The organism is Novosphingobium resinovorum (assembly GCF_001742225.1).
Lineage (GTDB): Bacteria > Pseudomonadota > Alphaproteobacteria > Sphingomonadales > Sphingomonadaceae > Novosphingobium > Novosphingobium resinovorum_A.
In genome coordinates this window covers 2,807,128-2,818,992 of the sequence record NZ_CP017075.1, presented here as the reverse complement: position 1 = coordinate 2,818,992, position 11,865 = coordinate 2,807,128, and the positions used below count along the sequence as shown (strand labels likewise).

At 66.5% G+C, this 11,865-nt stretch carries 7 protein-coding genes; 2 read left to right on the top strand and 5 right to left on the bottom strand.

The genetic code is table 11. The features are described 5' to 3' along the window. Positions 1-4 precede the first annotated feature (4 nt). The 5 genes from BES08_RS13155 to BES08_RS13135 form a co-directional block, all read right to left on the bottom strand. Positions 5-313, bottom strand: coding sequence for an antibiotic biosynthesis monooxygenase family protein (locus BES08_RS13155; protein ID WP_069708568.1), 309 nt, complete (start codon positions 311-313; stop codon positions 5-7). Positions 314-556: 243 nt separating this feature from the next. Then, positions 557-1,990 (bottom strand): glutamate synthase subunit beta, encoded by a 1,434-nt coding sequence (locus tag BES08_RS13150; protein WP_069708567.1) that lies wholly within the window; start codon positions 1,988-1,990, stop codon positions 557-559. Between the two features lie 19 nt (positions 1,991-2,009). Further along, positions 2,010-6,647: a glutamate synthase large subunit gene (gene gltB / locus BES08_RS13145; RefSeq protein WP_069708566.1), complete on the bottom strand. Its 4,638-nt coding sequence runs from the start codon at positions 6,645-6,647 to the stop codon at positions 2,010-2,012. A gap of 278 nt (positions 6,648-6,925) precedes the next feature. Further along, positions 6,926-8,872 carry a hypothetical protein gene (locus BES08_RS13140; protein ID WP_069708565.1) on the bottom strand — a complete coding sequence of 649 codons (1,947 nt, stop codon included), beginning with the start codon at positions 8,870-8,872 and terminating at the stop codon, positions 6,926-6,928. A 35-nt stretch (positions 8,873-8,907) separates the two neighbouring features. Next, the gene (locus BES08_RS13135; RefSeq protein ID WP_069708564.1) at positions 8,908-10,134 is read right to left on the bottom strand and encodes a TIGR04063 family PEP-CTERM/XrtA system glycosyltransferase; all 1,227 of its coding nucleotides are present in this window, start codon (positions 10,132-10,134) and stop codon (positions 8,908-8,910) included. 42 nt (positions 10,135-10,176) lie between these two features. On the opposite strand from BES08_RS13135, the gene BES08_RS13130 reads away from it, so the two are divergent. Further along, complete coding sequence (locus tag BES08_RS13130) at positions 10,177-10,386, top strand: hypothetical protein (RefSeq protein ID WP_083274672.1); 210 nt, start codon at positions 10,177-10,179, stop codon at positions 10,384-10,386. Continuing rightward, positions 10,379-11,746, top strand: coding sequence for a putative O-glycosylation ligase, exosortase A system-associated (locus tag BES08_RS13125; RefSeq protein WP_069708563.1), 1,368 nt, complete (start codon positions 10,379-10,381; stop codon positions 11,744-11,746). The genes BES08_RS13130 and BES08_RS13125 overlap by 8 nt, the downstream gene beginning before the upstream one ends. Positions 11,747-11,865 lie beyond the last annotated feature (119 nt).

The window sequence follows — 11,865 nt, the reverse complement described above, 5'->3', positions numbered from 1 at the left end:
CGAGTCAGGCCGAACGGCCCTCTACCGCCTCGTCCATCACGTAGTGGCTCATTGCGCCGCCGATCGAGAGATCGCCGAAGCAGGCTCGGAATTTGCCGAATGCTTCAAGCGTGCGGGCGTTCTGGTGCGCTTCCATCGAAGTCCACACAACGTTGAAGGTGAACTTCGACGGGTTCTCCACCCCGCGCCCGAAGCGGGCGGAGACGACGCCCTCGCAGGTGGCGAGGTGGGCTATCCCGGCATCACGCATAGCACTGGCGAACTGGTCTTCGGCTCCGGGACGTACTTCGATTTCCGCGATTTCGAGCAGCATGACGGGTCTCCCTTTGGGTGCGGAGAGAGCCGGGCGATGGGTTCGGGGTCAAGGCGGCGGGAGAAGTGATCGCGCGGGCGTGATGCGTGCGGCGAAGGCTTCGGCAAGCTCAGCCTGAGCGGGTTGGAGAGCCGTTCTTTAAATTCCGCTCAGGCTGAGCTTGTCGAAGCCCCAGAGGCAAGGCGCAACGAAAAAGGGGCGCGCCTTGCGGCACGCCCCCTCTCAATCCGGCAACGCCGCAAATCAGCGCGGCAGCTGGCTCACGCCCATCAGCGCCTCGTCCACCGAACGCGCGCACTGGCGGCCTTCGCGAATCGCCCAAACGACCAGCGATTGACCGCGGCGCATGTCGCCGCAGGACCAGATCTTCTCGTCGCTGGTGCGGTATTCGAAGACGTTCGCCTTCACGTTGCCGCGCGCGTCCAGTTCGACGCCCGACTGGTCGAGCATGCCGGCCTTGCGCGGGCCGAGGAAGCCCATGGCGAGGAAGATCAGGTCGGCTTCGAGCGTGAACTCGCTGCCTTCGATCTCCTGCATCTTGCCGCCCTTCCACTCGACGCGGACGCATTCGAGGCCCTTGACGTCGTTGTCGCCGATGACGCGCTTGGTCAGCACGGCCCAGTCGCGGGTCGCACCTTCCTCGTGGCTGGAAGAGGTGCGCAGCTTGAGCGGCCAGAACGGCCACGACAGCGCCTTGTCTTCCATCGTCGGCGGCTTGGGCATGATCTCCAGCTGGGTCACCGAAGCGGCGCCCTGGCGGTTGGAGGTGCCGACGCAGTCCGAACCGGTATCGCCGCCGCCGATGACGATGACGTGCTTGCCGGTGGCCGACAGGGTGCCGCGCGGGGCGGCGCGCAGTTCGTCGTCGCCGGCGTTGCGCTTGTTCTGCTGGGTCAGGAACTCCATCGCGTAGCGCACGCCGGGAAGCTCGAAGCCGGGGATCGCGAGCGGGCGCGGGTCTTCGGCGCCGCCGGCGAAGACCACCGCGTCGAAGTTCTCCTTGAGCGAGGCGACCGAGACGGTGACGCCCACTTCCACCGACGTCTTGATCTCCACACCTTCCGCCATCATCTGCACGAGGCGGCGGTTGATGAGGTGCTTCTCCATCTTGAAGTCGGGGATGCCGTAACGCATCAGCCCGCCGACGCGGTCGTTCTTCTCGAACAGGGTGACCGAGTGACCGGCGCGGGCGAGCTGCTGGGCGCAGGCCATGCCCGCCGGGCCGGAGCCGACAACGGCGACCGACTTGCCGGTGCGCTTTTCGGGCACCTGCGGCGTGATCCAGCCTTCCTGCCATCCCTTGTCGACGATCGCGCATTCCACCGACTTGATGGTCACGGGCTCGTCGATGATGTTGAGCGTGCAGGCCGCCTCGCACGGGGCGGGGCAGATGCGGCCGGTGAACTCGGGGAAGTTGTTGGTCGAGTGGAGGACTTCCAGCGCGTTCTTGAAGTCGTCCTCGTAGACCAGGTGGTTCCAGTCCGGGATGATGTTGTTGACCGGGCAGCCGGTGTGGCAGTGCGGCACGCCGCAGTTCATGCAGCGCGACGCCTGTGCCTTCAGCGCCTCGGGCGAGAGGGGGACGACGAACTCGTTGTAGTTCTTGAGGCGATCCTCGACCGGACCGTACGTGCGGTCCTTGCGGTCGAGTTCGAGGAAGCCGGTTTCCTTGCCCATCTTGATACGTTCCTAAATCTTATTCTGCTGCGACCGAGGCGGCTTCGAGGCGTTCGGCTTCCTGCTGGCGCAGGGCCTTCGCGAAGTCGCGCGGCATCACCTTGACGAACTTGCCCAGCGTAGTTGCCCAGTCGTCGAGCAATGCGCGGGCTCGCTTCGAGCCGGTGTGCAGGTGGTGGCGTTCGAGCAGGATGCGCAGGCGCTCCGCATCGTGGCGCAGCATGTCGCCCATACCCAGGTCGCGGACCGAGACGGTGCGCTGCTGGGGACGACCCGTGCCTTCGTCCTCGTCGGCTTCGGCCGAGATCGGCTGCAGGTCCACCATCGAGGGGTTGACCAGCTTCGCGAACTCGCCGTCCTCGTCGTAGACGTAGGCGATGCCGCCCGACATGCCTGCCGCGAAGTTGCGGCCGGTCTTGCCCAGCACCATCACGACGCCGCCGGTCATGTACTCGCAGCCATGGTCGCCGCAGCCTTCGACGACCGCGATCGCGCCCGAGTTGCGGACCGCGAAGCGCTCGCCCCCGACGCCGTTGAAGAACGCCTCACCGGAAATCGCGCCGTAAAGCACGGTGTTGCCGACGATGATGTTCTTGAGCGGGTCACGGTTCACGTGACTCGGCTGGCGCACGATCACGCGGCCGCCCGACAGGCCCTTGCCGACATAGTCGTTGGCATCGCCGGTCAGGTCGAGCGTGACGCCGTGGGCAAGCCAGGCGGCGAAGCTCTGGCCGGCGACGCCGGTGAGCTTCACGTTGATCGTGTTGTCGGGCAGGCCGTCATGGCCGTAGCGACGCGCCACTTCACCCGAGAGCATCGCGCCGACCGTGCGGTTGACGTTGATGACGGGCTTTTCGATGCGGACGGCTTCGCGCTTTTCCAGAGCATCGGCAGCGCCCTCGATCAGCGCGTTATCCAGCGCGTGTTCGAGGCCGTGGTCCTGCACTTCGCTCCAGCCCAGCGAGGGGCCGTCGCCCAGCGGTGCCTGGTAGAGCACCTTGGAGAGATCGACGCCCTTGGCCTTCCAGTGGCTGATCGCCTTCTTCATGTCGAGGCGATCGACGCGGCCGACCATCTCGGGGATGGTGCGGAAGCCGAGTTCGGCCATGATCGCGCGCAGTTCCTCTGCCACGAAGAAGAAGTAGTTGATGACGTGCTCGGGCTGGCCGGTGAAGCGCGCGCGCAGCACAGGGTTCTGCGTGGCCACGCCCACCGGGCAGGTGTTGAGGTGGCACTTGCGCATCATGATGCAGCCCGCCGCGATCAGCGGTGCGGTGGCGAAGCCGAACTCCTCGGCGCCGAGCAGCGCCGCAACCGCGACGTCACGGCCGGTGCGCAGGCCGCCGTCGGCCTGGACCACCACGCGGCTGCGCAGGTTGTTGAGCAGCAGGGTCTGCTGGGTTTCGGCAAGGCCGATTTCCCAGGGCGAACCCGCGTGCGTCAGCGAGGTCAGCGGCGAAGCGCCGGTGCCGCCTTCGTAGCCCGAGATCGTGATGTGGTCCGCGCGCGCCTTGGAGACGCCCGCAGCCACGGTGCCCACGCCCACTTCGGACACCAGCTTGACCGAGACGCGGCTGGTCGGGTTCACGTTCTTGAGATCGTGAATAAGCTGCGCGATGTCTTCGATCGAGTAGATGTCGTGGTGCGGCGGCGGCGAGATCAGGCCGACGCCCGGGGTCGAGTGACGGGTCGCGCCGATGGTCTTGTCTACCTTGTCGCCCGGCAGCTGGCCGCCTTCGCCGGGCTTCGCGCCCTGCGCCATCTTGATCTGGATGTCGTCGGCGTTGACCAGGTACTCGGTGGTGACGCCGAAGCGGCCCGAGGCGACCTGCTTGATCGACGAGCGCATGGTGTCGCCGTTGTCCAGCGGCTTGAAGCGCTTGGGATCCTCGCCGCCTTCGCCGGTGTTCGACTTGCCGCCGATGCGGTTCATCGCCACGGCCAGCGTGGTGTGTGCTTCCCAGCTGATCGAGCCGTAGCTCATTGCGCCGGTGGCGAAGCGCTTCACGATCTCGCTCGCGGGCTCGACGTCGTCGATGTGGATCGACTGGCCGGGCACGAAGTCCATCAGGCCGCGGATCGTGAGCATGCGCTCCGACTGGTCGTTGATGGTCTGCGCGAAGGCGCGGTACTTTTCAGGCACGTTGCCGCGCACGGCGTGCTGGAGCAGGCCGATGTTCTCGCTGGTCCAGGCATGTTCCTCGCCGCGCACGCGCGATCCGTAGATGCCGCCCACGTCGAGCATGTTCTTGAAGACCGGGTTGTCACCGTAAGCCGCATCGTGGCGGCGCACGGTTTCTTCCGCGATCTCGGCAAGGCCCGCACCCTCGATGGTGGTGGCGGTGCCGGAAAAGTACTTGTCGACGAACGCGGTGGACAGGCCGACGGCGTCGAAGATCTGCGCGCCGCAGTACGACTGGTAGGTCGAGATGCCCATCTTGGACATCACCTTACGGATGCCCTTGCCGATGGCGTAGACGTAGTTCTTCGCCGCCTGCTCGGCCGAGACCGGCAGGTTCTTGCGGACCCGCATTTCCTCGATGGTTTCGAGCGCGAGGTAGGGGTTGATCGCTTCGGCGCCGTAGCCTGCCAGAGCGCAGAAGTGGTGCACTTCGCGCGCTTCGCCGGTTTCGACGACAAGGCCGGTCTGCATGCGCAGGCCCTGACGGACGAGGTGGTGGTGGACCGCCGCCGTCGCCAGCAGCGCGGGCATGGCGATCCGGTCCGGGCCGACGCTGCGGTCGGACAGTATCAGGATGTTCTTGTCCGCCAGCACCGCTTCGGTCGCGGCCCAGCACATTTCCTTGATCGCCAGCTCAAGCCCGGCGGCGCCGGTCTTGGCGTCCCAGGTCATGTCGATGGTGCCGGTGCGGAACGCGCCGTCGAGCGCGGCCTCCACTGAGCGGATCTTGGCAAGGCCGAGGTCGGTCAGGATCGGCTGGCTGACTTCGAGGCGCTTGTGCGTGCCGGCGTCATGACCCAGCAGGTTCGGGCGCGGGCCGATCATGGTGACCAGGCTCATCACCAGTTCCTCGCGGATCGGGTCGATCGGCGGGTTGGTGACCTGCGCGAAGTTCTGCTTGAAGTAGTCGTAGAGCAGGCGCGACTTGTGCGACAGCACCGGGATCGGCGTGTCGGTGCCCATCGAGCCGAGCGGATCGTCGGCGTTGACGGCCATCGGTTCGAGGAAGCGGGTGGTGTCTTCCTGCGTGTAGCCGAACGCCTGCTGGCGATCGAGCAGCGTGCCGGTGGGCTTGGGCAGCTCGGCCAGTTCGGGTTCGATCACATCGAGATCGGCCAGCTTGTACTGCGTGCGATCGAGCCACTCTTCGTAGGGCTCGGCCTCGGCCAGCTTGGTCTTGATCTCCTCGTCCTCGATGATGCGGCCTTCCTCGAAGTCGATCAGCAGCATGCGGCCGGGCTGGAGACGCCACTTGCGCACGATGTTGTCTTCCTTGATCGGAAGGACGCCGCTCTCGGACGCCATGACGCACAAGTCGTCGTCGGTGACGAGGAAGCGCGCGGGGCGCAACCCGTTGCGGTCCAGCGTGGCGCCGATCTGGCGGCCATCGGTGAAGGCGACGGCGGCCGGGCCGTCCCACGGCTCCATCAGCGCGGCGTGGTATTCGTAGAACGCGCGGCGTTCCGGGGTCATCAGCGGGTTGCCGGCCCATGCCTCGGGCACCAGGATCATCATGGCGTGAACCATGGAGTATCCGCCCGCGATCAGCAGTTCGAGCGCGTTGTCGAGGCACGCGGTGTCAGACTGGCCGTGCGGGATCAGCGGCCACATCTTGTCGAGATCGGCGCCGAGCAGCTCCGATTCCATGGTGCGGCGGCGCGCGTTCATCCAGTTCACGTTGCCGCGAACCGTGTTGATCTCGCCGTTGTGCGCCATGAAGCGGAACGGGTGCGCCAGCTTCCAGCTCGGGAAGGTGTTCGTCGAGAAGCGCTGGTGCACGAGGCCGAGGGCCGAGACGAATTCCGGGTTGCGCAGGTCGTCGTAGAACGAGCCCACCTGGGTCGCCAGCAGCAGGCCCTTGTAGACGATCGTGCGGGTCGAGAAGCTGGGCATATAAAGCTCGGTGAGCCCCGGCATGTCATGCTTCTCGGCCAGCGCCGCCAGCGGGTTCTGGGTCTGCTTGCGGATCGCGAGGATCTTGCGCTCGAAGGCGTTCTGGTCGGCGCAGCTTTCACCGCGCCCGACGATGCACTGGCGGATGACCGGCATCGATTCGAGCACGGTCTTGCCGAGGCCGTCGAGCGTGACGGGCACGTCGCGCCAGCCGATCAGGTGCTGGCCTTCCTTCTTGATGAACTTCTCGAAGATCGAGACGATCATCTCGCGCGCGGCATCGTCCTGCGGCAGGAAGCACATGGCGACCGCGTAGTCGCCCGCCTGCGGCAGTTCGAGGCCCTCGGAAGTGGCCCAGGTGCGCAGCAGCTGGTCGGGAATCTGGGTCAGGATGCCCGCGCCGTCGCCCAGCAAGGGGTCGGCGCCCACCGCACCGCGGTGGTCGATGTTTTTCAGAATCTCCAGAGCCTGGGTAATGATCGCGTGGTTTTTCTGGCCCTTGATATGGGCGACGAAGCCCACACCGCAGGCGTCGTGTTCATTGCGCGCGTCATAGAGGCCCTGGGGCTTAGGAAATCCCATCGATATAAACCCATCCTGTGTTTTTTTGGCGCCATTTGGCAGGGGATCACTGGGCATGCCTGCGGATTCGCACCGAATCGTACGAACGACCCCACGCGGCATAGTGACCCCACGGTCCCCATGACGATTCAGGGACCGTTTTGCAATGGCGAACACGGCTAGCTGCGCAGCAAGATGGCGTGGATGACGGATTTCTCGGCATTTTATTATCAAAAACCCCGCCCGGATTGCGCCGTATGGGGGTTTTCGAATCCGCTTGAGGTGGTCGAGGGGCGGTTTCAGGCCGCTCCGCTCATGCGCTGCAGCGTGGCGAGCGCCGCGCGCAGGGCGCGTTCGGTGGCCTCCGGGTCGTTGCGCGGGGCGTCGAAGGGCCGCTCCTCATAGTCCGCCGGAGCTTCGCCGGTGGGGTTGGGGAGAAGGACCGGGCGGCCGAACGGCGCGGCTTCCTGGCTTTCCTCCTGGATTTCCTCGGCGGATTCCACCGGGGTGGCATGGGCGATCTCGTCGCCTGCCTCGTCGGGGTCGCCGAACTGGAGGAACGGCTTGCGGACGGCTGCGTGGCGCGAAAGGTTGAACAGCGAGGCATAGCCCTGCTGCAGGACCGAATCCTCTTCCTCGTCTTCAGCGGCTTCCGGTTCCGCCTCGAAGGCGGTGTGCGGGAACGGGCTGCTGGGGAAGGGGATGGCCGCGTGCGGGTCGAAGCGCTCGTCAAAGCCCGGGCGCTCTTCGCTCGAGGTGAGGCCGATGTGGCGGGGCGCGGTAAAGCCTTCCAGCGGCTCGACGGCATCGTCGATCGGATCGAGCGCGATCGGGCGCAGCGCGCTGGGTACGGCGGCGGGCCACGACGGGGCGGGTTCCGGCGGATGAGCGTCTACGTAACCGTCCTGCGCTTCGGGCTCAGCCTCGACGATCGGCGCGGCGAATGGCGTGACGATGGCCTGCGGGATCACGACGGCTGCCTCGGCGGCGCGGCGCGCATCCTCGCGGCGGCGCTCCATGGCGAGCGCGAGGCGTTCGAGCAGTTCGACCTGCGACAGCGAGCCGAGGTCGGCATCGGCGATGCGGGCGCTCGACCGCGGTTCCTCCACGGCATCAACGAAAGTTTCGGCCGGAGCCTCCGGTTCCGCTTCGAAGGGAGCCGCGAAGGGCGCGGGCTCTTCGTGGAAAGCGACGATCTCGATGCCGGAGGGCGCTTCGTCAGAAGGCGATTCTTCCGCAGCAGGTGCCGCGAAGGCCGGTACGGACCACGCAGGCGCTTCTTCCGCTTCGAGTTCGGCCTCGGGCGCGCGCCAGTCGCCTTGCGGCAGGCGCGGCAGCAGCTTGAAGCCGGGTGCGGCCCTTTCGAGGCTGGAAGTGGCGCCGGCCAGAGGCTCTTCGACCGTTTCCGGCACCGCATCGGCCTTTACGTCGCTGCGGGGCGAGAATTCACGTGAATAGGCTTCGAACAGACGGCTGCCGACGGGCGCTTCGACGGGTTCGCGAGCGGCCTCCTCGGCGGCGTCGAGTTCGGCCTTGAATATCTGTGCGCCGGGAGGCGTCGTGAACACGCCGCGATCGGCGCCGAACGTCGATTCGGGCTCGCGCCAGGCGGTTTCGGCATCGAGCCATGCAGGCAGGTTGTCGTCCTCGTCGGCATCGTCGGCGGTGCTGTCGATGGCGGCGGCTTCCACCGGGCGACGGAACACGGGCTGGTCGTGGCCTTCGTCGAAGCTGTCGATGTCGAAATCGGCGACGTTGAGGATGCGAGGGTCGGTCGGTGCGCCGGGCAGCGGTGCGTGCTCTTCGGCGACGGGGGCTGCTTCGGGCTCGATGGCGAGGGCACGGCGGCGACGCGCGGTCGGTGCGGGTGCGGCGGCGGCCTGCTCGATCTCATCGCCTTCGGCGGCGTCGGTTGCAGGCAGGGCGGCGGGGCGGGCGATGCGCCGGGCGATCAGGCCGCCGATCGCAGCGCCGAGGCCGGTCATGCCGAGCGCCAGCAGGATGCGCATCGTCGTGCCGAGCGGCGGCGCGGCCATCGGGATCACCTTGTCGATGCCAAGCGCCAGCACCAGTCCCTCGATCGTCGAGGAGCTGACGATCACGCTGCCGAGCCCGGCGAGCGCGCCGAACCACAGTGCGACGATCGCCGGGAACAGCGGGTGGCGCGTGATCGGCTGTCCGCCGGTTCCCGCGTTGGCGCCCGCGCCCTCGGTGCCGCTCTCGATGGTGAGCTTGGTGTCGGCCACTGCATTACCCTTATGTCTTGAACCGGGACCTGTGCTCACGCGGCGGCTCCCAGCCCTGCTTGATCGGTCTTTGCTGCCAGCATTTGGTAAACGAGAGGATAACGACGGGCATTCTCGGCCCAATCGTGCCGGGTTTCCACGTGCTTGCGGCCCGCAATCCGGTAGGATTCCCACTCGTCACGGGCATTGAGCAGCCGTGCCAGCGACTCGGCGCAGGCGGATGCATCGTCGGGGGTGAACAGCACTCCGGTCAAGCCGTCGGTGACAAGCTCGCGGTGGCCGCCCACGTCGCTGGCAGCGACGAGCTTGCCCTGTGCCATCGCCTCGAGGGGTTTCAGCGGCGTGACGAGGTCGGTCAGGCGGCTCTTCTTGCGCGGGTAGGCCATGACGTCGCACAGCGCGTAGTAGCGGTCCACCTCGTGGTGCGGAACGCGGCCGACGAAGTGGATGGCCCCGGCTGCGGGCGAGGCTGCCGCCTGTGCGCGCAGGGCCTCCTCGCGCGGGCCGCCGCCGACCATCAGCAGCTTGGCGCGCGGCTGGCGGGCAACGAGAGCGGGCATCGCGTCGATCAGGACGTCGAGTCCTTCGTAGTCATAGAAGCTGCCGATGAAACCGATCACGGGGCCGTCGAAGCCGAGCTGCGCGGCAAACGCCTCGTCACGCGGCAGCGGCGTGCCGAACAGGGCAAGGTCGACGCCATTGGGCATGACGGTGATCTTGTCCTCGGGAATCCCGCGCGTGGCGAGGTCGGCGCGCAGCCCCTCGCAGATCGTCACCACCGCGTCGGCCTTGCGCACCACATGCGTTTCGAGCGCATGGGTGAGGCGGTATTTGAGCGAACCCTCGCTGCCGGTGCCGTTGCCGACGGCGGCGTCCTCCCAGAAAGCGCGAATCTCGTAGACGAGGGGAATGCCGTACTTGCGGGCGACCTTGAGCGCGGCCTGTCCGCACAGGACCGGCGAATGGGCGTGGATGACGTCGGGACGCCACTGCTGCACCACCTTCTCGATTCCCGCCGCGAACAGGGCGATCTCACGCCACTCGCGCACGACCGGAGGGCCTGAAACCTTACTGCCGACGCGGTGGAACAGGAGTCCCTCGTGTTCCTCGACCACCTCGTCGCCCTCGTTATAGCGCGGGCCGGTCACGCCGCGCACGTCGAGGCCCAGCGCCTGCTGCGCTTTCAGGATCGCGCGCGTGCGGAAAGTATAGCCGCTGTGGATCGGCAGCGAATGGTCGAGCACGTGAAGAATGCGGGTCATAAGCTGCATTTCCTAGCGGGGAACGCTTAACGCGCCGTCAACTTGGCGCTGCTAACGCGGCTGTCGATGGTCGACATCCTTGCCCTTGCCATATCGCACGGACTGCTGCTGCTCGCCGCATGGCGCTTGCTGTGGCGGTCAGACCTCGATTCGGAAGGGACCGATTCGCAGGCCCGCTCGGGCCGCAAGCCCGCAACGCCGATGCGCGTCAATCGGGCGGCGGGTGAAGAGGAGGAGCACGGCGATGCTTAACCTCGCGCTGACCGGCTTTTTCGCGGCGATGATGCTGCTCGGCTTCAAGCGGCCGTTCCTCTGGGTGCTGTGCTACCTCTACGTCGACATCGTCGCGCCGCAGATCATCTCGTGGGGTTTCCTGACGCGCCTGCCGATCTCGCTGATCGCCTTTTCGGCGGCGTTCCTCGGCTGGCTGGTGTTCGATGACAAGCGCGATTCGCGTTTCAGCTGGCGGCAGGGCCTGATCGGGGTGCTGCTTCTCTATTGCGCCATGACCACGTTCACGGCCGACTATCCCGAGGAAGCGCTGACCAAGTGGTCGTGGGTGTGGAAGGCACTGGTCTTCGCGCTGTTCCTGCCGCTGACCTTGCGCACGCGCCTGCGAATCGAGGCGGTGGCGCTGGCGATGGTGCTTTCGGCGAGCGCGCTGATCATCGACGGCGGGCTCAAGACGGCGATGGGCGGCGGCGGCTACGGCAGCCTCATCATCTTCGTGGAGAACAACACCGGGCTCTACGAAGGCTCGATCATCTCCTGCGTCGCCATCGCGCTGATTCCGGTGGCGGTGTGGCTGGCGCGATATGGCACGATCTTTCCGCCCGACTGGAAGGTCTGGCTGTTCACCGGCGCGCTGATCTTCGCCTGCTCGCTGATCCCGATCGGCACGCAGGCGCGCACCGGCCTCGTCTGCCTGGCGATCCTGTTCGGACTCTATCTGCGCACGGCGAAGAATCGGGTGCTGATCTCGGCGGGCATGGCTTTGGCGCTGGTGGTAGTCGTGCCGTTTCTGCCGCAATCCTACATGCAGCGCATGAACACGATCGAGGACCACAAGTCCGACCAGTCCGCCAGCACCCGAATCGGCGTGTGGAAGTGGACGCTGGGCTATGTGAAGGACCATCCGATGGGCGGCGGCTTCGAGGTCTACCTGTCCAGCAAGGTCGCCTACGACACCGTCTCCAGCCAGACCACCGGCAGCAACGTGACGATCACCCGCACCCCCGTCGTCGAGACCGGCCGCGCGTTCCACTCCAGCTACTTCGAGATGCTGGGCGAGCAGGGCATCCCCGGCTTCGCGCTGTGGCTGCTGCTGCAGCTTTCGGGCGTGGTGCAGATGGAGATGATCCGCCGTCGCTGGAAGAATCGCAAGGAGCCTGACGAAGCCTGGGCCGCACCGCTCGCGGTGGCGCTGCAACTGGCGCAGGTCGTCTACATGATCGGCTCGCTGTTCGTCGGCATCGCCTTCCAGCCGTTCATCCTGATGCTGATCGGGCTGCAGTGCGGGCTGTGGAGCTACCTCAAGCGCATCGACCGCCCGGCGGAACGCGTGCGCCGTGGCCGTCAGCCGATGCAGGTAGCGAAGGCCGTGGCGGGTTAAGAATCGGCCCGCCTCGAATCGTTTGCATTTTCTTGCGCGGCTTCCTTAACATTAACCACCGTCCGCCGTTCTGGTGAGCAATGGCGCGGTTCGCGCGCCGTCACGCCGGAAACCACGTT

Excerpts from the sequence above, each read along its gene's own strand:
- BES08_RS13155 (WP_069708568.1), bottom strand. The coding sequence starts at position 313 with ATGCTGCTCGAAATCGCGGAAATCGAAGTACGTCCCGGAGCCGAAGAC.
- BES08_RS13150 (WP_069708567.1), bottom strand. The coding sequence starts at position 1,990 with ATGGGCAAGGAAACCGGCTTCCTCGAACTCGACCGCAAGGACCGCACG.
- gltB (WP_069708566.1), bottom strand. The coding sequence starts at position 6,647 with ATGGGATTTCCTAAGCCCCAGGGCCTCTATGACGCGCGCAATGAACAC.
- BES08_RS13135 (WP_069708564.1), bottom strand. The coding sequence starts at position 10,134 with ATGACCCGCATTCTTCACGTGCTCGACCATTCGCTGCCGATCCACAGC.
- BES08_RS13125 (WP_069708563.1), top strand. The coding sequence starts at position 10,379 with ATGCTTAACCTCGCGCTGACCGGCTTTTTCGCGGCGATGATGCTGCTC.